This is a genomic window from Frankia sp. AgPm24 (assembly GCF_023243055.1).
GTDB lineage: Bacteria > Actinomycetota > Actinomycetes > Frankiales > Frankiaceae > Frankia > Frankia umida.
The window spans coordinates 1-26,831 of the sequence record NZ_JALKFW010000139.1; the positions used below are offsets into that span (position 1 = coordinate 1).

At 70.3% G+C, this 26,831-nt stretch carries 19 protein-coding genes and 3 pseudogenes; 8 read left to right on the top strand and 14 right to left on the bottom strand.

The window, feature by feature from the left end:
- Nucleotides 1-37: 37 nt before the first annotated feature.
- From MXD61_RS28360 to MXD61_RS06135, 4 genes and pseudogenes are all read right to left on the bottom strand, one after another.
- Nucleotides 38-1,777, bottom strand: coding sequence for an RHS repeat domain-containing protein (locus MXD61_RS28360; RefSeq protein ID WP_248811855.1), 1,740 nt, complete (start codon nucleotides 1,775-1,777; stop codon nucleotides 38-40).
- A gap of 16 nt (nucleotides 1,778-1,793) precedes the next feature.
- Nucleotides 1,794-2,033 (bottom strand): annotated as a pseudogene (locus tag MXD61_RS28715) (RHS repeat domain-containing protein); the annotation flags it as partial.
- Between the two features lie 15 nt (nucleotides 2,034-2,048).
- On the bottom strand, nucleotides 2,049-2,939 hold the full coding sequence (locus MXD61_RS06130) for a DUF2182 domain-containing protein (protein ID WP_248811856.1): 891 nt from the start codon (nucleotides 2,937-2,939) through the stop codon (nucleotides 2,049-2,051).
- 60 nt (nucleotides 2,940-2,999) lie between these two features.
- Complete coding sequence (locus MXD61_RS06135; protein ID WP_248811857.1) at nucleotides 3,000-4,544, bottom strand: tyrosinase family protein; 1,545 nt, start codon at nucleotides 4,542-4,544, stop codon at nucleotides 3,000-3,002.
- A 562-nt stretch (nucleotides 4,545-5,106) separates the two neighbouring features.
- Here MXD61_RS06135 and MXD61_RS06140 point away from each other — a divergent pair.
- From MXD61_RS06140 to MXD61_RS06150, 3 genes are all read left to right on the top strand, one after another.
- Complete coding sequence (locus MXD61_RS06140) at nucleotides 5,107-10,221, top strand: DUF6531 domain-containing protein (RefSeq protein ID WP_248811858.1); 5,115 nt, start codon at nucleotides 5,107-5,109, stop codon at nucleotides 10,219-10,221.
- A gap of 1 nt (nucleotide 10,222) precedes the next feature.
- Nucleotides 10,223-10,822 (top strand): hypothetical protein, encoded by a 600-nt coding sequence (locus MXD61_RS06145; protein ID WP_248811859.1) that lies wholly within the window; start codon nucleotides 10,223-10,225, stop codon nucleotides 10,820-10,822.
- A gap of 442 nt (nucleotides 10,823-11,264) precedes the next feature.
- The gene (locus MXD61_RS06150) at nucleotides 11,265-11,909 is read left to right on the top strand and encodes a hypothetical protein (RefSeq protein WP_248811874.1); all 645 of its coding nucleotides are present in this window, start codon (nucleotides 11,265-11,267) and stop codon (nucleotides 11,907-11,909) included.
- A 102-nt stretch (nucleotides 11,910-12,011) separates the two neighbouring features.
- Here MXD61_RS06150 and MXD61_RS28720 read toward each other — a convergent pair.
- Nucleotides 12,012-12,188 (bottom strand): annotated as a pseudogene (locus MXD61_RS28720) (MerR family transcriptional regulator); the annotation flags it as partial.
- 48 nt (nucleotides 12,189-12,236) lie between these two features.
- On the opposite strand from MXD61_RS28720, the pseudogene MXD61_RS28725 reads away from it, so the two are divergent.
- Nucleotides 12,237-12,750, top strand: a pseudogene (locus tag MXD61_RS28725) (NAD(P)-dependent oxidoreductase); the annotation flags it as partial.
- A 99-nt stretch (nucleotides 12,751-12,849) separates the two neighbouring features.
- Here the strand turns inward: MXD61_RS28725 and MXD61_RS06165 are convergent.
- The 3 genes from MXD61_RS06165 to MXD61_RS06175 all read right to left on the bottom strand — a co-directional run bounded on the left by MXD61_RS06165 (nucleotide 12,850) and on the right by MXD61_RS06175 (nucleotide 15,066).
- Entirely contained in the window at nucleotides 12,850-13,254 is a 405-nt protein-coding gene (locus MXD61_RS06165; protein WP_248811861.1) for a hypothetical protein, read from the bottom strand.
- Nucleotides 13,255-13,336: 82 nt separating this feature from the next.
- Nucleotides 13,337-14,212, bottom strand: coding sequence for a serine protease (locus MXD61_RS06170; protein ID WP_248811862.1), 876 nt, complete (start codon nucleotides 14,210-14,212; stop codon nucleotides 13,337-13,339).
- Nucleotides 14,213-14,607: 395 nt separating this feature from the next.
- On the bottom strand, nucleotides 14,608-15,066 hold the full coding sequence (locus MXD61_RS06175) for a MarR family winged helix-turn-helix transcriptional regulator (RefSeq protein ID WP_248811863.1): 459 nt from the start codon (nucleotides 15,064-15,066) through the stop codon (nucleotides 14,608-14,610).
- A 169-nt stretch (nucleotides 15,067-15,235) separates the two neighbouring features.
- Here MXD61_RS06175 and MXD61_RS06180 point away from each other — a divergent pair, with 169 nt between their 5' ends.
- The gene (locus tag MXD61_RS06180) at nucleotides 15,236-16,795 is read left to right on the top strand and encodes an MFS transporter (RefSeq protein WP_248811864.1); all 1,560 of its coding nucleotides are present in this window, start codon (nucleotides 15,236-15,238) and stop codon (nucleotides 16,793-16,795) included.
- Nucleotides 16,796-16,849: 54 nt separating this feature from the next.
- Here the strand turns inward: MXD61_RS06180 and MXD61_RS06185 are convergent, their stop codons facing one another.
- The gene (locus MXD61_RS06185; RefSeq protein WP_248811865.1) at nucleotides 16,850-17,188 is read right to left on the bottom strand and encodes a helix-turn-helix transcriptional regulator; all 339 of its coding nucleotides are present in this window, start codon (nucleotides 17,186-17,188) and stop codon (nucleotides 16,850-16,852) included.
- Between the two features lie 142 nt (nucleotides 17,189-17,330).
- On the opposite strand from MXD61_RS06185, the gene MXD61_RS06190 reads away from it, so the two are divergent.
- Nucleotides 17,331-18,221 (top strand): LLM class F420-dependent oxidoreductase, encoded by an 891-nt coding sequence (locus tag MXD61_RS06190; RefSeq protein ID WP_248811866.1) that lies wholly within the window; start codon nucleotides 17,331-17,333, stop codon nucleotides 18,219-18,221.
- Between the two features lie 106 nt (nucleotides 18,222-18,327).
- On the opposite strand, the gene MXD61_RS06195 is transcribed toward MXD61_RS06190, so the two are convergent.
- A complete protein-coding gene (locus tag MXD61_RS06195) occupies nucleotides 18,328-19,188 on the bottom strand; it encodes an SDR family NAD(P)-dependent oxidoreductase (RefSeq protein ID WP_248811867.1) in 861 nt (286 codons plus the stop codon).
- Between the two features lie 61 nt (nucleotides 19,189-19,249).
- Here MXD61_RS06195 and MXD61_RS06200 point away from each other — a divergent pair, with 61 nt between their 5' ends.
- Complete coding sequence (locus tag MXD61_RS06200; RefSeq protein ID WP_248811868.1) at nucleotides 19,250-20,266, top strand: LysR family transcriptional regulator; 1,017 nt, start codon at nucleotides 19,250-19,252, stop codon at nucleotides 20,264-20,266.
- A gap of 66 nt (nucleotides 20,267-20,332) precedes the next feature.
- Here MXD61_RS06200 and MXD61_RS06205 read toward each other — a convergent pair whose 3' ends face one another.
- Entirely contained in the window at nucleotides 20,333-20,569 is a 237-nt protein-coding gene (locus tag MXD61_RS06205) for a hypothetical protein (protein ID WP_248811869.1), read from the bottom strand.
- Nucleotides 20,570-20,669: 100 nt separating this feature from the next.
- Between MXD61_RS06205 and MXD61_RS06210 the strand changes: the two genes are divergently transcribed.
- Nucleotides 20,670-21,692 carry a cold shock domain-containing protein gene (locus tag MXD61_RS06210; protein ID WP_248811870.1) on the top strand — a complete coding sequence of 341 codons (1,023 nt, stop codon included), beginning with the start codon at nucleotides 20,670-20,672 and terminating at the stop codon, nucleotides 21,690-21,692.
- Nucleotides 21,693-21,727: 35 nt separating this feature from the next.
- Here MXD61_RS06210 and MXD61_RS06215 read toward each other — a convergent pair whose 3' ends face one another.
- The 3 genes from MXD61_RS06215 to MXD61_RS06225 all read right to left on the bottom strand — a co-directional run bounded on the left by MXD61_RS06215 (nucleotide 21,728) and on the right by MXD61_RS06225 (nucleotide 26,824).
- Nucleotides 21,728-22,870: a VWA domain-containing protein gene (locus MXD61_RS06215; RefSeq protein WP_374628509.1), complete on the bottom strand. Its 1,143-nt coding sequence runs from the start codon at nucleotides 22,868-22,870 to the stop codon at nucleotides 21,728-21,730.
- A 160-nt stretch (nucleotides 22,871-23,030) separates the two neighbouring features.
- Nucleotides 23,031-25,640, bottom strand: coding sequence for a DUF5682 family protein (locus tag MXD61_RS06220; RefSeq protein WP_248811872.1), 2,610 nt, complete (start codon nucleotides 25,638-25,640; stop codon nucleotides 23,031-23,033).
- Nucleotides 25,640-26,824, bottom strand: coding sequence for an AAA family ATPase (locus MXD61_RS06225; RefSeq protein ID WP_248811873.1), 1,185 nt, complete (start codon nucleotides 26,822-26,824; stop codon nucleotides 25,640-25,642). The genes MXD61_RS06220 and MXD61_RS06225 overlap by 1 nt, the downstream gene beginning before the upstream one ends.
- Between the last annotated feature and the right edge of the window lie 7 nt (nucleotides 26,825-26,831).

Below are 26,831 nucleotides of genomic sequence, written 5' to 3' on the forward strand. Positions count from 1 at the left end.
TCTGAAGATCCCGTCTCGCCCTACCGCTACACAGGTCTCAAAGATCCATCTGTCTCATGGGACTCTGACAGACAGGGTCATCGCACCGTTCGGTGCGGCGGCGGCCGGCGGCGTCGTAGCCGTAGACGGTACAGATCGGTGTTCCGCCGTCGGCGGTGTCGCGGGTCTCGGTCAGCTGGCCGGCGGCGTCGTAGCGGGCCTGTCTGCTCCGGGCCGTCGCCGTGTCATCAGCCCGAGACCGTTCTTCGGCGATCAGGCGTCCGCCAAGGTCCCAGCGGTAGCGGTGGTGACCCCAGGGGCCGTCAGCCTGGACGAGCTGACCGGCCGCGTCGTAGCCAAAGTGAACCGGTTGGCCCGCCACGGTGGTGCGGACGATCCGGCCGTCGGCGTCGCGTTCCCCGGCCTGGGTGGCCGCGCTCCGGGAAGGGACACGCAGCCGGCCCCGGTCCGGGTCGAGGACGGCATCAAGGTCGCCGTCGGCGTCGTGGTGGTAGCGCAGGCCGGGCGCGCCGGGGACTCCCACGGCGGTGATACGGCCGTCAGGATCGTGGTTCCAGACGATGGTTCCGGCGGCGGTGGTGCGACGGGCCAGCCGGCCGGCGGGGTCGTAGCGCAGCTGGACATCACGGCCGCCGTCCTCGCGGGCACTGAGCAGACGGCCGGAGGGATCATGGTCGTAGGTGATCTGCGGGGTGTCGGCCGCGAGCGGTCCACGGCCGGTGATCCGTCCGGCCCGGTCCCGCCAGGTGCGTGTGCCCGAGCCATCCGGATGCTGGACGGTTCGGGTCAGGCCGTCGGCGTCGCGGCTGATGGTGGTGGTCCGGCCCAGGGGATCACTACGGGTCGCCAGCCGTCCGACGGCGTCGTAGCCGAAGCGTGTGGTGCCACCGAGCGGATCGGTCCAGGACGCCAGCCGTCCGCGCTGGTCGTAGTGGTAGGAGCTGACGGCACCGAGGGGATCGGTGATCTCGGTCAGCGCCCCGCGGGCGTCATAGCGGTAGCGGTAGGTGGCGCCGCCGGCCAGGGTGAGCCGGGCCGGCAGGCCCAGCGGGGTGTTCTCGGCCACCACGCGGCCGCCGGACGGGCCGGTGATCGCCGAGACGGCGCCCAGCCGGTCGTACTCCCAGCGCATGGTGCGCCCGTCCGGGCGGATGAGGGCGCTCAGCCGGCCAGCCGTGTCCCACTGGTAGCGCTCGGTGGCACCGGAGGGCAGGCGCGTCTCGGCGAGCCGCCCGGCCCGGTCGTAGCCGTAGGTGATCGTCCGCCCGGACGGGGTGGTGACGGCGGCCTGGCGTCCGCCCGGCGTCCAGACGTAGGTGGTCTGGTTGCCGGCGGGATCAGTGATCCTGACGGGCCGTCCGGCCGGATCATGGTCGTGCTGGGTGCGTGCGCCGGTGGGATCGGTCTGGCTGATGAGCCGTCCCACGCGGTCGTAGGCCCGCTGCCAGATCTGACCGTCGGGCCGGATGATCGCGACCAGGCGACCGCGTCCGTCGTGCTCATGGCGCCAACCGGCGCCGGCCGCGCTGGTACCGGTGGTCTGGCGGCCGTCGGCGTCGTAGCCGCGCCGTAAGGTCGCGCCGGCCGGATCGGTGACGGCGACCAGACGGCTCAGGCCGTCATAGGCGAAGGAGAAGGCATTCCCATCCGGTGCCACGACCTGGCTGGTGTTGCCGAACCGGTCGTAGTCGAAGCGCACGGTCGAACCGAGCGGATCGGCCACCTCGCTGACCCGGCCCGACGGCCCATAACCCGACCGCCACCGGCTCCCAGTCACGAGCCTGCCCGTCCGGGCCGGTCATCCCGACCAGCCGCCCGGCTCGGTCGTAGCGGAAGGTCGTCTGACCCCCGCCGCGGGTCCAGATGCGGATGGGCTGGCCGTCGTCGTCCCAACGCAGATGACAGGCCACGCCGTCCGGATCGACGATGCAGGTCGGCAGGTCGTCGGCGTTGACCGTCAGGCGGGTGACGCCACCGGCGGGATCGACGATCTCGGTCGGGGTGCGTAACGCGGTGGCGTAGGTCCAGCGCACGACGTGCCCGAGGTGTCAGCTGCCGGGGAGGCCGTCGTGAGCGGGACTGATCGGGGGCAGAAGGGCGGCCGAGAGGATGAGGGCTGCCCTGGTCGGGACGTGCGGACGCCAGGTCGGCCGTTCGGACGGTTCGAACGCCTCGGCCCAGATCCAGAGTGTGACGATCGCCAGCACGGCCAGGTGCCACTGGTCGAACAGATGTGGCAGCAGCATCAGCGCCCAGCAGGAACCGAGGCACCACAGCGCGTGCGTGCCGCCGAGACGCAGGGCGTCGAGGTCGGCGGCGCGGCCGAAGGCGGCAAGCGGGGGATGTGCCTGACGGCGGTTGAGGCAGCGCTGCTTGGGTGGCGAGACCTGCCAGAGCGCCGTCGCGAGGATGGCCAGCGCGATGGCGACGGTGTTGCTCGGGGTCGCCGCCCACAGTGCGACCATGCCGGCCAGCAGAATCAGCCCGCCCACCGACCAGGCCGCCGCGTAGGCCACGACCAGCAGGGTCAGCGTTCGCCACCGCCGGCCGGGCAGGCTGCGCGCATGCGCGTGGCGCAGGACCGGGATCAGCAGCGGCGCCATCATCGCGGTCAGCATGAACGGCCATTCGGTCAGGAACATCCGGACCGATCCGGTGGACGCCTCGTGCATGTCGACCGACGTCATCGGGTCGGACGTCATCGGGTCGGACGTCATCGTGGCGGGCATCGACCCGATGGCGCCGGGGACGTGCGCGGTGCCGGCCATCGGAGCCATGGAGGACACGTGGCCGGTGTGGGACATCTGGCTCATGTGGGACATGGAGTGCTCGGATCCCATGGCGATCGCGTGGACGGCGAGGGTCGCCACCCACGCGATCGCCGTGATGACCAGCACCGGGGTTCGGCAGCGGCGGCGGTTACGTGCCTCGGGTGTCATCGGGCCTCCGGCATCCTCGTGAGGGGAAAGGGATCGTTCGCCGCCGCTGGCCGAACAGGGTCAGCGACCTTCGCGGAAGACGCTGATCCGGCCGATGCTCACCGCGTCCCGGTCGGTGATCGGAAGGACGGGCACGATCCGGACCGGAAGGCTGTCCACGTCGAAGGCGCCCTGCAGATGGAGCCGGTCGACGATGTCAGTGATCTCAAGGGCGAAGGTGAGGCCCTGGCCGGCATGCTCGGAGTCGGCCTCGCTGGCGTTACGCAGGCCGAACGGCGCGACGCCATCGGCGAGCAGTTCGGGATGGTCGGCCGGGTCCTCGTCCTCGGGCACGCCGACGTAGACGTTGAAGGCGGCCGTGTCCGACTGGCCGCGCACGTTCTCGACGTTGAGGAACACGCGGTCCGGCGCCGGCGGCTGGTCCCTGGTCGACAGCTCGGGGGTGAGACTCGAGATGACCTTGCGTCGCGTGCGCGGGTCGAGCCGCACATGACCGTGCACGTCGCGGCCCTGGATCGGCAGTCGCCCGGAGGAGGCGCCGACCAGTTCGACGTTGGTGTTCTCCGGCATGGCCTGAGCCTCTTCCGTCTGTGCTTCTTCTGTCCGCGCCTGGTCGGTGAACCCGAGACGTTCCAGCCGCGTGGAGACCGGCACCGCGGCGGCTGTCGGTGTCAGGGTCGCATAGCTGTACCCAAGAGTTGTCAGGCTGACGACCTGGCCGGGCGTGAAGGTCCAGGTGCTGCCGGTGTGCAGCGGCATCACGAAGGGCCGCTGGCCGCTGACGGCCGGCCCGCCGATCCAGCGGGAGTTCGTGGGATTGGTATGGCCTGCCGACGATGTGTTCCAGGACTCCCACAGCCGGTCGATGTTGGCGTGGTGCAGCCAGAAGATCGGGTCGAGCCCGGCGCTGTCGGGATTCGCCATGAGCCCCGACTGACCTCCCGAGCTGCCCCCGACCAGAAGGTGCACCATGTTGTGCGGCTGGTTCTCCAAGCGGCCGGGAACGGACCCGGTGTGCGAGAAGCCGGTGTCGATGCCGCCGAAACCCGGGCTGCCGCCGCTCGACACCCCGGTGAAGACGGTCTCGTTCATCGCGGCCAGGTTCACCTGGCTCAACGGTATGGTGACATTGCCGTCACCGTTCGGGCCGTACCGTGCCGGCACGTAGAGCGGGTTGGTTCCGCCGTCGGGCCAGGTGGGTGAGGCGAACGCGGGCGGAAGGGCGTTCTGGCCGGCGCCGAAGTAGTTCCAGTACGGCAACGTCCAGTCGGTGGGCCCGCCGATGCTCGCCACCGCGGCCCGGAGATTGTCCTCGAAGGCGTACACGTACCCGCGGTGCCAGGGCAGAAAGTACCAGCTGGCGTGCTGGCACTGGGCCCAGAACTGGCTCTGCACGCTGCTGCTCGGCAGTTGGTCGGACGCGCTGAGGTAGCCGCGCTGGGTCCACAGCTGCTGGTTGAAACCGTGGATCGCGGCAAGGAAACGCCAGCTCTTGGGATTGGCGATGGGCAGCGCCTTCATCACGGCGACACCACGGGCGTACCAGAGGATCGGGTCGGCCCAGGTGCCACCAAGATCGTAGACGTTGGAACGGACATTCGCCATCGTTTCCCCCTTTGGCTCCGGCGGCCCGACAACGACGGCGATCCGCCGAGAATCGCCTTTCCTGTCAGGACGCGATGCTTCGTCATGATGGCAGCACCCGGCCACTTTGAAAACATGGTTCGCCAAAAATTTTCCCAGTGGAACCGGTGTCAGCTGGTGTTCATGCAACTTTCTTCGGGTAAGCAGCCGCGCGGTTTTCCAGGGTGGCGGACATGGGTTCGCGTTGCTGGAACATTGGTGCCCTCGCGATAATTCCAAGGTGGCCGGTGTCGTTGGCTGCTCGGAAACCGACGGGGCCGGAGGCGTCCGCGGAAACCCTGACGAGGATTGGGTTGCACTCCCTGGAGTCATCCGGCACTTCGGATGCATCCGTTCCGGGGAGAGGTGGGAACAGGGTCATGGACGGTGAACGCAGGACGGCACTTTCCAGACTGGCGGCGCGGGTGTCGGGTGACACGATGCGTGTTCCCCGGCGGAGTTCTGCTCACTCCTGGCGGGCGATGTACATGCGGTCATATGGTCAGTACTCGGCCCGGGTGGGAGAAGCGGAAGGACGGCCGCGATGGCGAGGAGCTCAGCAGATCCCGACGACCTGGGTCGTTTCGTGACGGACGCCCACGCGGCCCGGGAGGGTCTGTTCCTCCAGGTGCTGGGAGTGCGCGCGTATTACGACGACGTGGTGGCACGGCTGGGGCCGCAGTACAGTCTGTCGCATCCCGATCTGTGGGCGAAGATGGGCAGGCATCTGACCGACGCCGGCGTCCTGGAGGATTTCGTGGGCGCCGTCCGGGACGCCTTTGTGGCGGCGGACCGTGGGCCGGGTCAGGTGACGGTGAGTGATAATCGCATCGCCTGGTATCTGGAGCAGGCCGGGATCACGGGCCTACCGACGGAAACGTTGACGGTGGACGCGCCGGAGACGCGGGGCCGGTTGCTGGACAGCGGATTCGTGGATGATCCGGTGTGCACCGCGAACGGGAACTTCGTGATGCAGGAGTTCGACCTGCCACTGCCGGGCCGGGCGGCGGTGGCAGGGTGGCAGCGGACGTACAACTCCCGGGCCTACGGCCGGCCCGGTGCGTTGGGCCGCGGCTGGTCCTGCTGGGCGGACACGGTGCTGGACCTGGGCGACGGCCCGGTCGGCCCGGTCGGTCCGGTCGGCCCGGTCGGTCCGGTCGGCGCGGCCCCTGCGGCCGGTCAGGGTGGTGCGTCCGGCCCAGCCGAGGTGCTGGGCTGGCGGGGGCTGGACGGTGCCGAGTCGCTGGTGGCGTGGCCCCGGGCGGACACGCCGACGGCCATGGCGGGTCTTGGCGGAACGCTCCACCTCGACGGGGGCGGTTTCCGCTTCACCCGGGGGCAGGACGAGAGCTGGTGGTACGACGGGTCGGGCCGGCCGGTGCGGGTGCGCAGCGGGCCGTCGGAGATCGTCCTGACCTGGGCGGACGGCCGGCTGGAGCGGGTCGGCTATCCGCGGTCGGGGCGGTTTCTGGACGTGGGGTGGGACGACGCCGGGGAGCTGATAACGGCGGTCCGGGCGAGCGACGGCCGGGTGGTGCGGTATTCCTATGACGATGGCCGGCTGGTGGCCGTCGAGGGCGGCCCGCAGGGCGCGCAGCGGTATCGCCATGAGGGCGAGCTGCTGGCGGAGGCTTTTGACGCCGACGGTGTGCGGCTTTTCCACAACACCTATGACGGCGCTGGCAGGGTGCTGGCCCAGGCCGCGCCGGAGGGCAGGGTCGTCCGATTCGACTACCCCGGCGGGTACCGGACGCTCGTCACCGACGGTTCCGACGGTTCCGACGGCTCGAGTGGTGCGGGCGGCGGTGCCATCAACGAATACCGGCATGACACGGCCGGCCGGCTGGTGTGTGTGGTCGACGACGCCGACCGCGCCTTTCGCCGGGTTTTCGACGAGTCCGGCCGGCTGCGCGGCGTTCGGGAGCGATCCGGGGCGTCCTGGTCGATGGACTACGACGACGCCGGGAACCTGAGCCGCCGGACCGGGCCGAACGGGGGCACCGAGCAGTGGGTCTGGGATTCCGCCGGCCGGCTGGGCACCCATACCGGCCCGGACGGTTCCCGCACCCGTTGGCTGTATGCCGGCGCGACCCGGACGCCGGTGGAGATCGTGGACGCGGCGGGCGCCGTCACCCGGATCACGGTGACCGCCGATGACCTGCCCTCCCGCATCGTCGATCCGGACGGGGTCTCCACCCATCTGCGCTGGGACGGTGACGGTCAGCTGGTCGAGACGCGGGTGGCCGGTGGGGGGCGGGTGCGGCTGCGCTACGACGCTGCCGGCCGGCTGGTCGGCATGGTCGGCGCGGACGGCGGGTCATGGCGCTGGGAGTGCGACGAGTCGGGCCGGGTGGTGGCGCAGGAGGCCCCCGACGGGACACGCAGCCGCTTCACCCACACTCCGGCCGGTCGGCGCGACGGCTACCTCGACCCGGCCGGCGGCTGGTGGCGTTCCCGTTACGGCCCGCATGGCCTGGTCGAAGAGGTCACCGATCCCACCGGCTCGTCCGTCCGCTTCGGCTACGACCTCGTCGGCAACACCACGTCGATCATGGCGCCGGACGGTCAGGTGTTCGCCTTCGAGTACGACGGCCTGAGCCGGCTGACAGCGCTGCGGGACCCGGCCGGCTCGACCTGCCGGCGTGACTACGACCCGGACGGCCGGCTGACCGTCGAGACCGACGCGGAGGGGCGAGAGTGGCGCCACGGCTATGACGCGGCGGGTCACCCGACCGAGCTCACCGGCCCGGACGGGCGGGTCTGGCGCCGTGGCTACGATCCCGCCGGCCGGCTCGTCAGCGAGACCGAGCCTGATGGGGCGACCGTCCGCTACGAGTACGACCCGGCCGGCCGCCGCACCGCGGTCATCGACGCGGCCGGCCGGCGCAGCACCGCGCGATGGACACCGGGTGGCCGCCTCGCCGCGCAGGTCACACCGTCCGGCCGGCGCACCAGCCACGGCTACGACTCCGCCGGACGCCTCGCCCAGACGGTCTCCCCAGCCGGGGGGATCACCCGCTACCAGCACGACCCCGCCGGCCGGCCGACCACACTGACCACGGCGGCGGGCCGGCGGACGCGCTGGGAGTACGACGCCCGAGGCGACGTCCGGGCGATCGTCGACTCCGACGGGGGCCGCACCGAGATGGTCCGCGACCACCTGGGGCTACCGACCACGATCACCGGCCCCGATGGCGCGGTGCACGCCTACACCTACGACGCGCGCGGCGGGATGCTCTCCGCGGTGGACCCGCTGGGCGCGGTCACCCGTTACGAATACGACGTTCGCGGCCAGCTACGGGAGTGGACCGACCCGGCTGGCGGCCGTCACGAGCTGGCCTACGACGCGGTCGGCTGGCTGACCGGCCACACCGACCCGCTCGGCCGCACCACCAGCGTCACCCACACCCGCAGCGGCCTGGTCGACACCGTTCGCCACGCCGACGGGACCGGTCTGCGCTGGTGGCATGACATCGCCGGTCGCCCCACCGGCGTCGGCCTTCCCGACGAACCCCAGCCTCGCCTCCAGTACAGCTACGACGAGGCCGACCGCCTCACCCGCGCCGACCAGAGCTCCGCGGTCCCGGTGACCCGCGCGACCCGCACCGCCGCCCGCCCGATCGCCGCCACCTACGGTCCCACCAGCGACTTCGCGGACCGCGGTGTCACCCTGACCTATGACGTGACGGGCCGGCTGCTGACCCGCAGCACGGCGGCTGGCCGGCTGGAATGGACCTACGATCCGGACGGCCGCTGCCTGACGGTCGGCCAGCCGGGGCGGGCGCCGATCCGCCACGACCACGACGCCGACGGCAACCTGAGCGCCGTCGAGCATCCACTGCTGGGCCGCCGCGCGATCCTGCGCGACGCCGACGGCCGGCCGCTGCACCCCGACCGCATCGTCGAACGCGATCCCGCCGGCCGGACAACCCGGCTCGTCGACCAGGGCCGGGAGATGCGCTTCGCCTACGACGCCGCCGGCCAGCTCGTCACCGCCGACGGCCCGTGGGGACGCCAGACCCTGACCTGGGACGCCGCCGGCCGCCTGCGAACCGAAACCCACCGCACCGCGGCAACGGCCGCCAGCACCGCCACCATCGACCACTGGACCTACGACGCCGCCGGCCAGCTCGTGGAACACCAACGCGACACCGCCGGCCCGCCCGTCGCCGCCGCCCCGCCCGTCGCCGCCGGCCCGTCCACCCGGGCCGGACAGCCCGCGACCCAGACCAGCCGCACCTTTTTCAGCTACGACGCCGCTGGCCGCCGCACCACCGTCACCGGCCCGACCGGCACCCGCACCTACGCCTGGGACGCCTTCGGCCGGATCAGCGCCGTCCACGCGAGCGGCACCTCCGGAACGGACCAGACGATCAACTGGGTGCTGGACGCCCTCGGTGACCCCCTCCAGATCGACGGCACATCGCTGCTGTGGGACCCGGTCACCTGGCCCGGCACCGTCCACTCCCTCGGCACCACCACCTACACCCACACCGACGACGCCATCGGCGTCCTGCCCGCCTCCTCGTCCCCGCCAACAGGCCCGCCCAGCTGGTACGCCACCGACTGGCAGCACTCCCTCGGCGGTGCCCCCGGAGTCCCCGGCGCCTACGACCCGTGGGGCAGCCCGATCCCCGACGACCCGACCGACCCGCCGGCGAATCGACTGATCGGCCTTGGATACCGCGGTGAGCTGACCGTCGACGGCCTGGTCTGGCAGCGCGAGCGCCTCCTGGACCCGGCCACCCGTTCGTTCCTGAGCCCCGACCCGCTCGAGCACGTCCCCGGCATGCCCGGCGCCGGAAACCCCTACCACTACGCCTGGAACGACCCGGTCGGCCGCCTCGACCCCACCGGTCTCAAACCCATCAGCGACGATGCCTACGACGCCTACCGATCCCAGCAGACCAGGAACACCTTCGGTCGCGCCTGGCACACGATCGAACACGACCCCTGGGGCACCCTCGCCGCCGCTGGTGTCATCGCCGTCGGCGTCGGTCTGTGTTTCACACCCCTGGCTCCCCTCGCCGCCGCCGGCAGCGGCATCCTGTTCGGCGCCGGTATCAGCGCCGGTATCGGGCTGGCCACCGGTTCCTTCGATCCCCGGGACATGGCCATCAGCGGCGCCGCCGGCGGAGTCGGAGCGGGCCTGGGTAACTATCGCGCCGTGTCGGTCATGACACCGAGGCTGTTCGCTCCGGCGACCACGGCGGGCGCGGCGACCGGCGGCATCGGTGATCTCACCGACCAGGAACTCACCAACCCCGGCCACCTCGACGTCGAACGCCTCGTCCAGAACACCGCCACCGGTGGTTTTCTCGGCGGTGCCAGCCGCTTTGTGTCCGGCCGGAACATCGCCGCCCGCACCATTCCGGTGATCGGGCGTCTACCCGACACCGCGGTCGCACAACGGTGGCCCGACCACGAAGTACTAGCCCTAAGACCGTGGTTGACCGGACCGTGGAGCGAGAAGATAAACGATCGCTGGATCAAAGGAATTATCCGGGAAAGACGCGTCGTTTACCTTGGCTCAGAACCCGATATGGCGGATATTTTTATACAGCGAAACGATGAAAACATGTTGAGAGCAGAAGTGAGAACTTTACTGCAGGCAGGATACAGGCGCGTGGGTGATAGTTATTTCCCACCTGGAGGGTGATATGGCCGACCGGAAAAACTATGATTTCCGCTCGCTGAATATTCCCTATAAAGTTCCATTGGACGAAATTCATCTTCCGCGACCTGTCGAATTTCCACAGGATGGAGAGATTTTTTCTTTGTTGCGCGCGGTGGATTCGCGGCACGAGCTTGCCGACATGCACAGTCTCCTCAATGGGAGCGAAGCGGCGCAGTTGGGTGGATTTGCCTATCGCAGTACCATGATGGCAGTTCGAAAGCAAGATCCAGAAATCCTCCGATGGGGTCTCGTCGCCTTTCTGACCTGGATCCCTCACAGTGATGATTTTCGTGATGATCTTCCGGTCATGGCGCTTTTTGGGCACAGTGCCAAGAAACTCGGGTTGAGCCCGTGGCGTGAGTTTCGCCGAGCGGCGAAGCGTGTCCCGGTGGCGCGGGGCTGGGTGCGCGGCTGGCTGCTGCGGCTTCCTTGGGAGAGAAGCCTCGAGGCTTGGCGGTACGCCGAGTCAGCCGACGACGGCGGTTTCCGTTACCAGAAAAAAAATTTTGGGCCAATGCCACCTGAGCTGATAGCGATGATAGAGGAGGAAGAAGAACGAAAGAGAAAAAGGCGTCAGCCATGAGCTCTGACCGGCACTGTCACCGGCAGTGTCGGCGACAGTGCCGGTCAGGAAGGAATTATCCCACCCGGGCCATGTCGAAATTGAAAGCCGCCCCTTGGATATTTCCAACGGCGGCCTGCTCGGCCGCGCCAGCCGCTATGCGTCCGTCCGGAACGTCGCCCTCGGGAGGTGTACGACACAGCGGTCGCGCACCCGTGGCCCGGCCACGAGGTACAGGCCCTGCAGGCGTGGTTGACCGGGCCGTGGAGCGAGAAGATAAACGTTCACTGGATCGATGGAATTATCCGGGCGAAACGTGCCGTCTATCTTGGATCAGAGGTCGATATGAAAGAAATTTTCGTATCGCAGCGTGGTGAAACCATGTTGAGAGTAGAGGTGAGAGATTTGCTGCTGGCAGGATGCAGGCGCGTGGGTGATAGTTATTTCCCACCTGGAGGGTGATATGGCCGACCGGAAAAACTATGATTTCCGCTCGCTGAATATTCCCTATAAAGTTCCATTGGACGAAATTCATCTTCCGCGACCTGTCGAATTTCCACAGGATGGAAAAATTCTTTCTTTGCTGCGCGCGGTGGATTCGCGGCACGAGCTTGCCTACATGCACATCCTTCTCGATAGGAGTGAAGCGGCGCAGCTGGGTGGATTTGGCTGTCGCGCTACCATGATAGCGATTAGAAAGCAAGATCAAGAAATCCTCCGGTGGGGTCTCGTTGCCTTTCTGACCTGGATCCCTCACAGTGATGATTTTCGTGATGATCTTCCGGTTATGGCGCTTTTTGGGCACAGTGCCAAGAAACTCGGGTTGAGCCCGTGGCGTGAGTTTCGCCGAGCGGCGAAGCGTGTCCCGGTGGCGCGGGGCTGGGTGCGCGGCTGGCTGCTGCGGCTTCCTTGGGAGAGAAGCCTCAAGGCTTGGCGGTACGCCGAGTCAGCCGACGACGACGGTTTCTGTTACCGGCAAACAAATGTTGGGCCGATGACACCTGAGATGAGAGATATGATCGAGAGTCGTGCGCCGATGACACCTGAGCTGAGAGCTGTGATCGAGGAGATGGAAGAACGAGCGAGAAAAAGAAAGCGCCGGCTCTGAGTTCGGTCGGCTTGATGTGCTGCCAGTAGCCAGCGCGTCCCTGTCATTTCGGTCAGGGCATTCGTGGCGCCGTTGGAGTTGATGCACCTCCTTGGCCACGGGGGAGGACGGGCCCGCACCCAGCAGGTGCCGGATCCGACTCACCCGCAGCACAGCATTCTCGTCGTATTCGCGGTAGCCGTTCGCGCGACGGCGTGCCTCCAGCAGGCCCTGGGCCTGGTAGCAGCGCAACTGATGGGCGTTGACGCCCGTCCGACTGCTCAGTTCCCCAACGCGCACCGAGTCTCGCTTGACCTTCAGACCGGCATCAACGTTGACGATGCTGCCATGAGTGATAGCCCCGGTACACCCGTGACAGTGATTGGACTCGGTCTGATGGGCCGGGCACTTGCCGGCGCCTTCCTGACGGCCGGGCATCCTACGGCCGTGTGAACCGTACGACCTCGAAGACGGACCAGCTGGTGGTCGAGGGTGCTCGATTGGTGCCCGCCTTCGGTGACGCGCTGGCGGCGGGTCGCCTCACGATCATCTGTGTCGCCGACTACCAGGTCGTGCGCGAACTGCTCGGTGGGAGCAGCATCGAACTGGACGGCACAATGGTGATCAATCTGACCTCGGGTAACTCGGCCCAGGCCCGGGAAACCGCCGAGTGGGCAAGCGGCGCGGCGCGCGTTATCTGGACGGCGCCATCATGGCGGTCCCGGCGGCGATCGGGACCGCCGAGGCGGTGATCCTGCACAGCGGGTCGCGGTCGGACCTCGAGGCGTACGAGTCGACACTCGGCCTACTTGGCACCGTCACCTACCTGGGTGCGGACCCCGGTCTGGCATCCCTGTACGACGCTTGGCGGCGTGTTCGCGCGCTGACGGCGCGCAGGACCGCCAGATCGGTCGCCACCCGCTGAAACGCCGTTGCCGAGCGGAGAGATTGGATACCGACTTCATCGTTGGACGGTGAGAACGCCGTCCTGGACGGTTCCGATCAGGACGGTTTCGCCGGTCCAGGTGACTCCGGACGCGTGGCTGGGATTCTCAAGCCTGGTCGGGTCGGTTCCGACCAGCCGTAGTGCCGGTTCGCCGCACTGGGGTGGATAGGAACCGGCGAGTCCCGTGCAGAGGCGGCTGGTTCCGTCCGGCTCGAGCAGGACGTAACCCCGGACGCTCACCACCGTGCCGGCCGATGCCCGCCTCGCCTCGGCCACACCGAGAACTCCTCCCGGCGTCGACTCGGGGGAGGACCGGGGGGAGGAGTTGGGGGAGGGGCCGGGAGCGTCGGAGCTCGAGCAGGCGGCGGCACCTCCGAGCAGCAGACAGGCCAGCAGCAGAGCGGTTCGGGAGTTTCGCATGACAGCTGTCCCCGGCGTCGCGCGTGGGTGGGTGGGCCCTGATGCGGCGGGGTGGACGTTTCTGCCACCCCGCCGCGCTCACTCAGAGGTTCTTGATCGTATTGTAGAGGTCGCGCACCTCGTTGCCGAAGTACGGTCCGTTCCACTTGTACCGAACGCCGTTCGCGTTCCAGAACACCCAGCTGTTGACCGAGTCGAGGTAGCCGTAGGTTCCCCCGAATTCATCCAGCCAGGGGCCGCCGCTCGCACCCTCGGTCATGTTGCAGTTGATGCCGACGAAGCCACCGTCGTTGAACGTGTTGCCCGTGCAGTACTGCAGGGATCCGCCGTTGAACGGAGTGTTGACGGGATAGCCGAACTGGTAGATGAACTGGACCAGGGGATAGTTCCACTCGATTCCCTGACCGCCGACGACGTTGACGACCCGCTGGCCTGATCCGTTGGTGTTGAGGACGGCCGCGCCGAAGTCGTAGGCACGATTGCCGTTCTGTGTCCAGCTGGTCCAGCTCCAGAGCTGGCGCGCGGACCACACGCCGTAGGGAGCGTTACCGTTGTTGTAGCGGGGAATGAACACCCAGTTCGAGTGCCACTGGCCGCCGTTGCCGGGGTTCACACAGTGGCCGGCGGTGAAGACCAGGTTCTTTCCGTCGCTGTTGACGGTGCTCCCCGAGCAGGAGTACCCGACCCCGCTGCTGTTCGTGAAGAACACCCGGCCGGACGTTGTCGCCGGTGGGCTGGTGGTGGAGCCGTACCAGGGTGCCGCGGTCGCCCCGAAGCCCGGTCCGCTCCCACCACCGCTTTCTCCCCGTGCGGCGGGCGGCGCCTTCTGCGGCTGCACCCGACCGGTCGGGCCGGCCGCGACCGCGGGTCCCGGCTCACGCACCTTGGCCGGATCGGCCGCGGGAAGGTCAGCCGGTTTCGCGTTTCGTAGGCGTTCCGGCGTCCAGAACTGGGCCACCGCCGCCTTGTTCGTGGTTATCTCCGGGCTGGCCACCGGTCCGGAGCGGGCTGCACCCGGGGCAGCCGGATCTGCGACAGCGGGTAGGCCGAAACCCAGTCCGACAGCCAGTACGGTAGCTGCGGTAAGCGTCACCGTACGAGTCAGTTTGAGGCGATTTTTCACTCTCGCCAACCTCCTGTCCCACAATGCTCTCGCCGAGTGGAAAGAGCGATTGCATCGTGTCGGGAGGTTGAATGTTTCGAGCTTTCCGACACACCTCACCACGCCGGGCTTCGTGTCGCATTAAAGACAGGCTCGCGAAGTACGAGAAAGCTGTTTTCCGCGCATACCGGAACTGCGGAGATTCCCGGCGGATCGTATTTCCGGGATGATTGCGACTGGCTGGCCGACGGTCAGGCGCGTGAGACGTGTTCCGGTGTGGTGGTGCGGCGACCGGCTCCGTCGAGGGCCCGCCGTAGGAGCCCGGTCAGGGCGTCCCGCTCCGCGGGGTCGAGGCCGGCGAGGACCTCGTCCTCGATCGACTCCTGGGCGTGCTCGGCGTGTTCCAGTGCGATCCGGCCGGCCTCGGTCATCGCCACGAGATGGCGGCGGCGGTCGGCCGGATCGCGGCGCCGTTCGATCAGGCCGGCCGTCTCCAGGTCGTTCAGCATCAGGACGCAGTAGTTGGCGTCGACGCACAGGCCCTCGGCGAGCGCCTGCTGCGTGGTCCGGGCATGGTCGCGCAGGAAGGCCAGCGCGCCCAGGTCCTTGAGGCTGATGCCCAGTAGTTCCGGGGTGCTGGCCCGGTGGACGAGCCGCGCCAGGCGGGTGAGCAGCACGATCGGCCCCGAGGTGATGGCGGCGTCCGACATGGGCCTATAGTAGCGTCCGGCAGATCATCACATTGTCGGGATAATTTGCTGGACGGGACCGTCCTGTCAATGTCAGGATCGTGGCCGAGTGAGCCTCGGTCCACGCAGCTCGCTTCGACCGCCTTGTTCGACCGGCTCAGAGGAGATCCTTCGATGGTCAGGTCCGCCGATGTCTGATCCCACGATCGCCGCCGCCGCCGCGGGCCGGGCCGACCGTCGCCGCTGGATCGCGCTGGTGGTCGTGTGTCTGGCCATGTTGATGAACGCGCTCGACGCGTCGATCGTCAACGTCGCCCTGCCGGCGATCCAGGACAGCCTGGATTTCAGTCAGTCCAACCTCACCTGGGTCGTTGACGCCTACCTGATCGCCTTCGGGAGCTTCCTGCTGCTCGCCGGGCGCCTCGGCGACCTCGTCGGCCGCAAGAAGGTGTTCCTGACCGGCGTGGCCCTGTTCACCCTGGCCTCCCTGATCTGTGCGATAGCCCCGAACCAGGCGACGCTGATCGCGGGACGCTTCGGGCAGGGACTGGGTGGGGCCGTCTCGACCTCGGTCATCATGGCGATCGTCGTCACCGAGTTCCCGATTCCGGCCGAGCGGACCAGGGCGATGGGCGCCTACATGATGGTCACGCTGGCCGGCGGGTCGCTTGGCCTGCTGGCCGGCGGAGTTCTCACTCAAGCGGTGAGCTGGCACTGGATCTTTCTGATCAACCTGCCGATCGGGGTCGCGACGTTCGCCCTCGGGGTCGTCCTGATCGAGGAGAACGAGGGTCTCGGCCTCGGCGGCGGGGTGGATGTCACCGGTTCGCTGCTGGTCACCCTGTCGCTGCTGGTCGGCATCTACGCCATCGTCATGGCGGCCGGCCACGGCTGGCTTTCGGCTCACACCCTCGGCTACGGCGGGGCCTCGGTCGTCCTGCTGGTGGCGTTCTTCGTCGTCGAAGCCCGGCGGAAGAACCCGATCATGCCGCTGCGCATCCTGCGGCTGCGCAGCCTGGTCGGGTCCAGCGTCGTGCGCGGCTGCCTGTTCATCGGGATGCAGGTCCTGTTCTTCTTCGGCGCGCTCTACCTGCAGCAGGTCCGCGGCTACAGCCCGCTGCGCACCGGTTTCGCCTTCCTGCCGGTGACCCTTGTCGTCGCGGGCCTGTCGGTGGGTGTGGTCGGCCGGCTGCTCAACCGGTTCGGGCCGCTACCGGTGCTCCTGCCCGGCCTGGTCGCGTCGCTGGTCGGACTGTTGCTGCTCGCCCGGGTGGACGAGCACAGCGGCTATGTCACCGGCATGCTGCCCGCTCTGGTGATCCTCGGAACCGGCATGGCCTGCGCCACGGTTCCGTTGTTGTCGGTGGCGATGGCCGACGTTCCGCGCGCCGACGCCGGCCTCGCCTCCGGGATCGTCAACGTCTCCATCTGGCTCAGTTCGTCGGTCGGCCTCGCGGTCGTGTCCAGTGTGGCCGCCAGTCGGACGAAGTCCCTGGAAGGGCACGGGCACGCGGCCGCGAGCGCCCTGGTCAGCGGCTACCACCTCGGCTATCTGATCGGTGCCGGCTGTGTGGTGGCGGCCCTTGTCACCTTCTTCGCGATTCTGCTCGGCCCGGCGCGGGCGCTGTCGCCGGCGGCCATCAGCCGGCGGGCGGCGGCATCCGCGGTGACCATCCCGGAGCCGGCAGGCCCGGCCGCTCCCCGCACGCGGACCGCGGCGCCCGCCGAGGCGATCGCCCGCGACGCCTGACCCCAGCGGCCCGGTCAGCCGGCGGCCCCGTCATCCGATCACCCGCCGATCCGGTCACTCGGTCGGCTCCTCCTCGTCGAGAACCAGGGGGAGCAGGCCGGGGAACCGGGCGTCGAACTCGGCGCGGCGCAGCCGGTTGAGGCGGCGTGAGCCCTGATCGACCTGCTCGAGCAGGCCGCAGGCGCGCAACACGGCGAAGTGGTGGCTGGCGGTCGCCTTGGACACCGGCAGGTCGAAGGTGCCGCAGGTGCGGGTGAAGTCCGGTTCGCCAGCCAGGGTCCGCAGGATGGATCGGCGCACCGGGTCGGCGAGCGCGTCGAGAGCCGCCTGCAGGCTCACGTCGACCGGATCGGTGTGCCGCAGGCTGTCGGCCCGCCGTGCCCTCGTCGTCATCGTGCCCTTGTCGTCATCGTGCCCTCGTCCTGATCCGCCTCGACATCCAGGCTGTTCGATGGCTATCGTACATCGCATGTGTTCGATCGAAACCGAACACATGCGGCGCGCGGGCGTCGCCTATCCGTGAAGGAGAGCAGCCATGACGGTGTCCATCGGACGGGTCGGCATCTGGGCCCCGTCCTTTGCCTGGAGCACTCCCGACGCCCTCACCCCCGATGCCCTGGAGGCGGTGGCCGAGCTCGACGAGCTGGGGTTCGGGGCGTTGTGGCTCGGCGCCAGCACCCCTGATCTCGTCCTGCCGGGGGCCCTGCTCGCCGCGACGAGCAGGATGACGATCGCCACCGCGATCGTGAACGTGTGGGCGGCGGAGGCGGACGAACTGGCGGCCAGCTTCCACCGGGTCGACGCGGCGCATCCGGGCCGGCTGCTGCTCGGGCTCGGTGCCAGCCACGCTCCCGTGGTGGAGGCGCTCGGGCGGACCTACACCCAGCCGCTGAAGCACCTCGAGGCCTACTTCGACGGCCTCGACGCGGCCCCGCGGCCGGTGCCGGGGGCCTCGCGTGTCCTGGCGGCACTGCGGCCGAAGGCGCTGGAACTGGCCGCACGCCGCACCGCCGGCGCCCACCCGTACCTCGTCACACCCGACCACACCCGGGCGGCCCGGGAGACGCTGGGCGACGGGCCGCTGCTGGTGCCGGAACAGAAGGTCGTGCTGGAACCCGACCGGACCGAGGCCCGACGGCTCGCCCGCCGCAACGTCAGCTACTACCTCGCGCTGCCCAACTACGTGCGCAACCTGCAGTTGATGGGTTTCACCGACGACGATCTCACCGGCGAGGGCAGCGAACGGCTGCTCGACGCCCTGTACGCCTTCGGGGTCGAGCAGATCGTCGCGCGGGTCGCCGAGCACCACGCCGCCGGCGCCGATCATGTCGCGGTCCAGGTCATCTCCGCGGACACCGACGTGCGCACCCGCGTCGGCCGACCGTCCCGACCGCAGTGGCGCACCCTGGCCGCCGCCCTGCTGTGACCCGCGGCCCACAGCCCGCACCAGACGCCAGCCGTGATCGGCCGTGGGAGTGACGCGCCGGGCAGTCCGTCACTCCACAGCGACAACAGCCGCGTGACCAGTTCTGTCATGGGGTGAGTGTGCCGCGCCGGAGCGTGGGGTCGAAGGTGGTGTCGCGGGCGGCCTTCTGCCAGGCGTCGACGTCGGCGCGGACCTCGTCAAGGTGTCGGAGGACAGCGTCGACGCCGTCGGGACCGACCGGCAGCCGCAGCGGCACGTTGCCCGAACCCAGCACCTCGAGGACGAGGCTGGCCAGCTTCGCCGGGTCGCCGGCCTGATCGCCGTCGCCGCCTTCGACCATCGCCCGGGTGCTGCCCACGGAGGCCGCGTACGTCCCCCGGTCGGCGCTCGACGAACGGTTGGACGGGGCGAACAGGCTGGTGCGGAACGCTCCCGGCTCCACGATCAACACGTCGACACCGAACGGACGGACCTCGTGCGCCAGACCCTCCGACCATCCTTCCAGGGCGAACTTCGTCGCGCTGTAGGCGGAGAACCCGGGCGCCGACATCTGGCCGCCCATGCTGCTGAGCTGCACGATCGCACCGCGACCCTGCTGGCGAAGCTGCGGCAGCACCGCCCGGGTAAGGGCCACCACGCCGAAGAAATGCAGCTCGAACAGACTGCGCAGTTCGTCGTCGGACGTTTCCTCCGCGGCACCGACATGGGTGCGGCCCGCATTGTTGACCAGCACGTCGATACGGCCATGCCGGGCGAGGACGTCGTCCACGACGGACTGGGCGCGCGTCGTGTCGGTGACGTCGAACGGGACGACATCGAGGCGGTCGGGGAACCGCGCGGCGAGAGCGTCCAACGTGTCGGGACGACGGACCGCGGCGACGACGACGTCACCGGCCTCGATGGCCGCACGGGTGAAGGCGAGGCCGAAGCCGCTGTTCGCACCGGTGATGATCCATACCTTGTCCATGGGTCCAGCGTGGCGGGCCGGACCATGGTGCGTCCAAGACCAGCTGTGATAACCAACGGTTATGGATGTCCATGTCCGGGATCTGCGGTACTTCATCGCGGTCGCCGACGAGTTGCATTTCACCCATGCGGCCGAGCGGCTGTTCGTCTCCCAGCCGGCGTTGAGCAAGCAGATCAGGCTGTTGGAACGCCAGCTTGGCGTCACGCTTTTCGAGCGTGACCGGCGCGCCGTCCGGCTGACGGACGCGGGCACGGTGCTGCTGCCCCATGCCCGGCGCGTCCTCGCGACCTGGGGCGACGCGGACAGCGCCCTCGCGCGACACCGCGCCGCGCTGGCCTCGAGCCTGGTGGTCGGGATGAGCACGAGCCCCGGGCGGGGACTGCTGCCGGCGTTGCGCTCGCGGTTTCGCACCCGGCAGCCGGCCGCGGACTTCGAGCTGCGCCAGATCCCGTGGGACGACCCGAGCGCCGGGCTGGCCGACGGCTCCTGCGACCTCGCCTTCCTCTGGCTGCCGCAACCGCTGGCGCCCACCCCACCCGCGACCGCGACCCCGACCCCGACCCCGAGGGCGACGGGCAACCTGACGCCCATGCTGGAGCGGGAGTACCTGACCCTGGTGATCGCCGAGGAGCCGCTGCTGGTGGCCCTACCCGCCGATCATCGGCTGGCCGCACGCGCGGAACTGCACCTCGCCGACCTTGATGGGCAGCCGTTCCTCGCCCTGCCGAAGGACGCCGGTGAGCTGCGGGACTACTGGCTGCTGACCGGGCTGCGTCCGACACCGCCGATCGGCGCGGTGGTGCGCAGCGCGGAGGAGACCTACGAGGCTCTGGTGGCCGGCATCGGCATCGTCCTGCTCGCCGCCGGTAACGCGCCGCTGCTCGACCGGGCCGGGGTGGTCACCCGTCCACTCGTCGACGGGCCCCGCACCCAGCTCGCGTTGGCCTGGCATCGCGACGACCGGCGCGAGGTCGTCCTTGACTTCGTTCGTGCCTGCCGGGACGTGGTCGCGGCCAGCGGTACACCGGCGGCGGGTCGTCGGCCGTCTCCCCACGACCGACCGGATGCCGAAACCTGACCTCCTGACCTCCTGACCTCCTGACCGCGTTGACGGCCGGACGGCCTGGCCGCCGGATGGCCGGGTTCAGGGACGGCTTTGGCCGGTCTGTTCGAGTGCGGCCCGGTAGGCGGTGGCATCGAACTGGAACGGGCCGAGCCCGTCCAGGTTCCAGGGGAGATGGCCGGTTCGGAATACGCGCCAGGTGATGAATGTGTCGGTGTCGCCATCCCCGAACCACGTCTCCACCGGCTGGTCGAGGAAATGCCGGCCTGGCCAGCGAACGTCTTCGTAGTGGCCGTGCCGTTGTCCGGTGGCGTCCATCGAATCCTTAGCCACGTAGGAATACGGCCGCCGCGGCCGGTCGTCGACGCCGTCGCGTATGCCTGCGCTGCCTCGAACCGCCGGGGTGTTACAAAGAACCATGGCGTTGTTGACGCGGGGCGCACGAATCGTCCTGGCCGTTGTGCCGGTTCTGCTTGCGGCGGCCTGTGCTGACGCCACCGTCTACGGGCGGGGTGGGGGAGTCGGCGGTGGTGCCGACGGCGGTGCGAAGGTGGCGTTGCGGGTGGACTGGATCGGTGGCTTCGTGACGCCGCAGATGCTGGTCACGCGGCTGCCGATCGTGGCCGTCTACGCCGACGGCCGGGTGGTGGACACTGGCCCGGAGTTCGCGATCGCCCCCGGGCCGGCGTGGCCCAACGTCCAGCTGCGGCGGATCTCGGTGGCGGATGTGCGCCGTCTGCTCGAGCTCGCGGCCGCCTCCGGTGTCGGGCGCGAGCGGGACTACGGCCAGCCGCCCGTCACGGACGTCCCCGCCACCCGCTTCACCATGCAGGACGCGGACGGCGTCACCACCGCCGAGGTACCGGCACTGCTCGAATCGGACGGCACCGGGCTGACACCCCACCAGCAGGCCGCCCGCCGAGCGGCCAGGAAACTCTACGACGCGCTCACCGACCTGCCCGCCACCCTCGGCGCGGGCGCGGTAGGCGAGCCGACCCCCTTCACCCCCACCGCCGTGGCCGCGGTCGCCTCACCCTGGACCGACCCCTGCACCGGCCCCACCCCCGTACTCGAGCCCGCCAGCACCACCACCACCACCACCTCCTCCTCGGACGCCACCTCCTCCTCGGACGCGACCATCTCCTCGGACGCGATCATCTCGGCGGGCGGTGCGGCGCCGGGCGGGCTGTGCGCGGACGGGCTGCCGCGGCAACCCGAGCGGGTGTGGCCCGGGCCGCGGCTGCCGGGTGAGCCGATCGGTGACGGTCTGGATCCTGGCTGTGTGACAGCGGTGGGCGGTGCGGCGACGGCGGTGATCGAGGCCGCCCGCGAGGCGGTGGCCACCACCCCGTGGACGTCCGATGGCAGGCTGTGGCGGGTGGATCTGCGGCCGCTGCTGCCGGACGAGTCCGACTGCGCGGATCTGCGCGCCGCCAGCTGACCGGGAGGTCCGCGACGTCACGGTGTCACGCCCGTTCAGACGCGGGTGAGGCCGTGCAGGGCGGCCCAGCGGCCGACGTCCTCGCGGCGCAGCGCGGTGGCGAGCAGCTCGGGGAAGCGGTCGGGGGTGCAGGCGAAGGCCGGCGCGCCCAGCTCCGCGCAGGTCGCGGCGAGGGTGTGGCTGTAGGCGGGTGTGCCGTCGTCACACAGGGCCAACAGCACGATCACGGTGACGCCGGAGTCGACCAGGCCCCGCAACCGGGCGATCAGTGACGACTGGTCACCGCCCTCGATGAGGTCGCTGATCAGGAACAGGACGGTGTCGCTGGGGCGGCGCACCAGGCTCGCGCCGTAGCCGACCGCCCGGTCGATGTCGGTGCCGCCGCCGAGCTGGACCCCGAACAGCACGTCCACCGGATCGTCCAACTGGTCGGTGAGGTCGACCACGGACGTGTCGAAGACGACGAGACTGGTGTTGACGGCCCGCAGACTCGCCAGTGACGCGCCCAGCACCCCGGCGTGGACGACCGACGACGCCATCGAGCCACTCTGGTCGATCAGCAGGATGACATCGCGTAGCGCCGCGGACCGGCGGGCACGCTGGTGCCCGATCAGCCGATCGACGATGACGGTGCGCTGGTCGGGCTGGTAGTTGCGCAGGTTGGCGAGGATGGTGGCGTTCCAGTCGACGTCGGCCAGCCGCGGGGTGCGGGTGCGTTGGGCCCGGTCGAGGGCGCCGAGGACCGCCGAACGCAGCGAGTGCTCGAGGCGCCGCTCGATCTCCTCGACGACCTTGCGGACCACCTCCCGAGCGGTCTGCCGGGTGCGTTCGGGCAGCGCCGAGCGCAGCGAGAGCAGGGTGCCGACGAGGTGCACGTCGGGTTCGGCGGCGGCCAGCAGTTCCGGTTCCAGCAGCATCCGGGTGATCCCGAGCCGGGTGACCGCGTCGCGCTGGAGCACCTGCACCACCGAGGACGGAAAGTAGTCACGGATGTCCCCAAGCCAGCGGGCCACCGCCGGCGCCGAGCCGCCGAGCCCCGCCGATCGGCGCTGCCGGGCCCCACGTCCGCCGGAACCCGTACCGGAGCCGTCGCCGTCCTGGTCGGTGTCGTAGAGCGCGGCCAGGGCGGTGTCGATCTCCACGTCCCGTTTCGACAGGCCATGCGCCCCCTGCACCATGGATGCGGCCGGAGTGCCGAGGACCAGACGCCACCGACGCAGCCGCTCGTCCTCCCCACCCGCCACGCCCGCCGCAGCCGCGGTCGCAGTCGTGCTCGTGGTCGTGCCCTGGCCTGGAGCCGCGGGCGTGAGTGTCGCGGTGGCGGTGGGAGCGGGCTGGTCAGGTGGCATGCGGGCTGTCCTCGTCCATGGGGGTGAGTCCCAGCAGGATGGTCAGGGTGGGCAGGACGGATCGGACCCGGTCGAAGTCCCACGCCGGGCCGGTGGCTGGGCCGAGGCCGGGACCAGCCGGCTGGCCGCTGGCGGACGTCACCGCCGAGGCAGCCACCGCCGAGGCAGCCACCGCCGCGTCCGCCACCGCCGGGGCCGCCGCCGAACCTGCCATCGCGGGTGCTGGCACCGCACCGGCCTGGGCGGGCTGGGGCTGGGTGGGCTGGGGCAGACCGGCGCGGACACGTTCGCCGATCATGCGGCGTTCGGGGTGGCTGAAGGCGGCGAACCCGCGGCGCAGCGGGGCCAGCGCGACGACGAAGTCGTCCTCGGCGAGCCCACACAGCCAGCTGTCGACCAGCGCCAGCAGCGCCGGGTCGCGGGCGAGCACCGAACCCGTCCGACCGAGGAAGCCGGCGAGCCAACGCGCGGCCTCGGCGGGGGCGCCGCCCGCGGTGGACAGCGCTCGGGCCAGCCGCGTCGACAGCTCCGCCGGGTCGATCCGACCAGCGTCGGACAGGATGCGGGTGCACCGCCCGGCCACCAGCGTGTTGCCGCCGGGCTGGCCGGCGACGGCGGCCACCGCCGTGTGCCAGCGGTCGATGTGGTCCTGCTCGGCGACCAGGGTGAAGGCGGCGTCGGCGCCGTCGATCGCGGTCACCATCGCGTCCGCGGCGTCGTCGTCCAGGCTGACGCAGCCGGGGGGCAGCCCGGCGCAGATCCGGGTCATCAGGCTGGTCACCAGGCCGACGACCAGCGAGGTGTCCGTGCCGCGGACATCGCCGTAGCGGTGCACGCGGGCCAGCGGGGTGAGTGCCCGCATCAGATGGGCGACATCGCCGGTGGCGGCGGCCCGGCGTTCGAGACCGGTCGACACCGCCGGCAGCGCGGCCGGCAGGTCGGCGAGGACCACCTGCTCGAACAGTTCGGTGATGGTCGCGAGATCACCGGCCTGGCCGGTGCGCACGGCGACGACCGCGGCGGCGGCGTCCTCGACGGTGGCGCCGCGGCGGGCGGCCGAGACGAGGGCGAGCGCGAACGACGGCTGCCACGCCAACCGCCAGGCCTCGGCGAAGGTACCGGTGCTGCTCGTGTGCGCCGGGATGCCCCAGTCGACGTCCAGCAGGCGCAGCCGGTGCAGCAGGGCGCTGCGTTCCCGGTCGAGGTCACGGCGCAGATCCAGGCGCAGCGGGCGCTCGGTCGGGTTCGGGGCGAGTCGTAGCCGCTTCTGCGCGCGGGCGACATCGGCGGCCAGCGGCACGGTCGGGACGTCCGGGCCGACCATGCCGACGACATCGCCGATGACAAGCCGCTCGCGGATGACGCGCAGCGGCACCGGATCGCCGGCGCACAGCCCGGCGAGCACGGCGTCATCGAGTTCGGTCAGGCCGGGAACGGTCCGGTCGCGGACCGCGGCGAGCGCCTCGGCCAGCCGGACGGTCTCCACCGCCGACGCCGTCGACGCGGGCAGGTCGGCGGCGCGCAGAAGGGCGGCGACCCGGGCCACCCACCGGGCGGTGACCTGGTCGGGTGCGGCCCACAGATGCTGGTACCAGCCGGGTGAGGTGATGCCGGCGCCGTAACCGGAGTCGGTGGCCAGCAGCGCGTGGGTCCACGGCACCCAGGTCGTGGCGGTGCGCACCGGACGGACACCGCGCAGCAGCGCCCGGTCCGCGGTGACGCTGCCCCGGCCGGCCTGCCCGGTCCGCCCGGTCAGCGCCGGGACGTGCCAGGCACCGCAGATCACGGCGATGCGCTGGGCCGCGTCCGCCGAGGTGCTGGCGGCACGGATCTCCAGGCGCATGTGCGCCTCGCGAAGCTCGTTCCGAGCCTGGCGAAGCCCATCCTGACCCTGGCGAAGCCCGGCACCGGCACCGGCGACGTCGGCTTCGCGCAGCGCCGCCATCGACTCCGCCACGGCGGCGAACAGGTCCACCGCGGCCGTCCCGCTGGCCATGGTCGTCCCGCTGGCCGCGGGCGTCCCGTCGGCTACGGGCACGGTGCTGCGCATGGCCGCGGCGGTGTCCGGGCGGCGGTGCTCGACGAGGTCCTCCCAGAAACGTTCCGGGTCGTCGTGGCCGGCGGCGAAGGCCAGCCAGCCGAGCGGGTCGGCCGCCAGGTCGAGGCCGCCGAACCCGCTGGCGTCACCGCCGGTGTCACCGCCGTCCGTGCTGGTCGGTATGGCATGGGGTTCAGGGGTGGCCGCGGCGGCCACCTGGATGGTGGTTTCCGCGGCGGCGCGGCGGCGCAGGGCCAGGTCGTGGCCGAACGGCAGGTCGATGAACCGGGTGGGCACACCGGCCGCCTGGCCGTACCGCAGGGCCTGCCACTCCGGCGAGAACTCGGCGAACGGCCAGAACGCGGCGTCCCGCGGCTCGTCGATGGCATAGGCGGTCAGGGCCACCGGCGGGGTGAGGGCACCGAGATGCGTGAGCGCGTCGTTGCCTTCGGGTGGGCCCTCGACGAGGATCAGGTCGGGGGCGAGCTCGGCGAGCGCGGCCCGCACCATCCGGGCGGAGCCCGGCCCGTGATGGCGGACGCCGAGCACGGTCACGCCCATCAGGCGCCGCCGGCGGCCATGGCACCGTCATCGGCCAGGTCCTGGCAGGCACGGTAGAGGTCCCTCCAGCCGGGGCGGACGCGGACGACGCCCTCCAGGTACTCCTGCCAGGCGATCGGGTCCGTCGACGGGTCCTTGATCACGGCGCCGAGGAGGCCGGCGGCGATGTCCTCGGCGCGCAGCTGGCCGTCGCCGAAGTGGGTGGCCAGGGTCATACCGCCGGTGATCACGCTGATCGCCTCGGCGGTGGACAGCGTCGCGGTCGGTGTCCTGACGGTGGTGCGGCCGTCCGCGGTGACCCCGGCGCGCAGCTCCCGGAAGATCCGCACGACCCGGCGGACCTCGTCGAGGGCCGGCGGCTCGTCCGGCAGCGCCAGCGCCCGGCCGATCTCGGCGACCCGCCGGGTGACGATCTCCACCTCGGCGTCCTCGGTGGCCGGCAGCGGCAGGATGACAGTGTTGAACCGGCGGCGCAGCGCGGAGGACATCTCGTTGACGCCCCGGTCGCGATCGTTCGCGGTGGCGATGACGGTGAACCCGGCGACGCCCTGGATCTCGCTGGAGAGCTCGGGGATCGGCAGCGTCTTCTCGGACAGCACGGTGATCAGAGCGTCCTGCACCTCGGCGCCCATCCGGGTGAGCTCCTCGACCCGGGCGACCGACCCGCGGGTCATCGCCCGCATCACCGGCGAGGGCACCAGGGCGTCGTGGGACGGCCCTTCGGCGATCAGCCGGGCGTAGTTCCAGCCGTAGCGGACGGCGTCCTCGGAGGTGCCGGCGGTGCCCTGCACCACAAGGGTCGAGTCGCCGCTGATGGCGGCGGCGAGGTGCTCGGACAGCCAGGTCTTGGCCGTGCCCGGACTGCCGAGCAGCAGCAGCGCCCGGTCGGTGGCCAGGGTGGCGACGGCGACCTCGACGAGCCGACGCGAACCGATGTACTTCGCCGAGATGACCGTGCCGTCCTCGAGCACACCGCCCAGCAGGTAGGTGACGACCGCCCAGGGCGAGAGCCGCCAGGACGGCGGACGGACCCTGGTGTCGGCGGCGGCCAGCGCCGCGAGTTCGCCCGCGTAGGCCTGTTCGGCGTGCGGGCGCAGCAGCGGCGGTGCCTCGGCGTCGGCGGCCGTGTCGGCGGTCCGGGCGGGGGCGGGCGGGGCGGGCGCGCTCGCGGACGCGTTCGGCACCGAACTC

What these genes read in the sequence shown, in the direction of transcription:
- MXD61_RS06150 (WP_248811874.1), top strand. Translation starts at nt 11,265, where the DNA reads ATGGCCGACCGGAAAAACTATGATTTCCGCTCGCTGAATATTCCCTAT.
- MXD61_RS06210 (WP_248811870.1), top strand. Translation starts at nt 20,670, where the DNA reads ATGGCGTTGTTGACGCGGGGCGCACGAATCGTCCTGGCCGTTGTGCCG.
- MXD61_RS06145 (WP_248811859.1), top strand. Translation starts at nt 10,223, where the DNA reads ATGGCCGACCGGAAAAACTATGATTTCCGCTCGCTGAATATTCCCTAT.
- MXD61_RS06205 (WP_248811869.1), bottom strand. Translation starts at nt 20,569, where the DNA reads ATGGACGCCACCGGACAACGGCACGGCCACTACGAAGACGTTCGCTGG.
- MXD61_RS06165 (WP_248811861.1), bottom strand. Translation starts at nt 13,254, where the DNA reads ATGCGAAACTCCCGAACCGCTCTGCTGCTGGCCTGTCTGCTGCTCGGA.
- MXD61_RS06185 (WP_248811865.1), bottom strand. Translation starts at nt 17,188, where the DNA reads ATGACGACGAGGGCACGGCGGGCCGACAGCCTGCGGCACACCGATCCG.
- MXD61_RS06190 (WP_248811866.1), top strand. Translation starts at nt 17,331, where the DNA reads ATGACGGTGTCCATCGGACGGGTCGGCATCTGGGCCCCGTCCTTTGCC.
- MXD61_RS06215 (WP_374628509.1), bottom strand. Translation starts at nt 22,870, where the DNA reads ATGGTGCAGGGGGCGCATGGCCTGTCGAAACGGGACGTGGAGATCGAC.
- MXD61_RS06195 (WP_248811867.1), bottom strand. Translation starts at nt 19,188, where the DNA reads ATGGACAAGGTATGGATCATCACCGGTGCGAACAGCGGCTTCGGCCTC.
- MXD61_RS06130 (WP_248811856.1), bottom strand. Translation starts at nt 2,939, where the DNA reads ATGACACCCGAGGCACGTAACCGCCGCCGCTGCCGAACCCCGGTGCTG.
- MXD61_RS06180 (WP_248811864.1), top strand. Translation starts at nt 15,236, where the DNA reads ATGTCTGATCCCACGATCGCCGCCGCCGCCGCGGGCCGGGCCGACCGT.
- MXD61_RS06200 (WP_248811868.1), top strand. Translation starts at nt 19,250, where the DNA reads ATGGATGTCCATGTCCGGGATCTGCGGTACTTCATCGCGGTCGCCGAC.
- MXD61_RS06135 (WP_248811857.1), bottom strand. Translation starts at nt 4,544, where the DNA reads ATGGCGAATGTCCGTTCCAACGTCTACGATCTTGGTGGCACCTGGGCC.
- MXD61_RS06175 (WP_248811863.1), bottom strand. Translation starts at nt 15,066, where the DNA reads ATGTCGGACGCCGCCATCACCTCGGGGCCGATCGTGCTGCTCACCCGC.
- MXD61_RS06220 (WP_248811872.1), bottom strand. Translation starts at nt 25,640, where the DNA reads ATGGGCGTGACCGTGCTCGGCGTCCGCCATCACGGGCCGGGCTCCGCC.
- MXD61_RS06140 (WP_248811858.1), top strand. Translation starts at nt 5,107, where the DNA reads ATGGCGAGGAGCTCAGCAGATCCCGACGACCTGGGTCGTTTCGTGACG.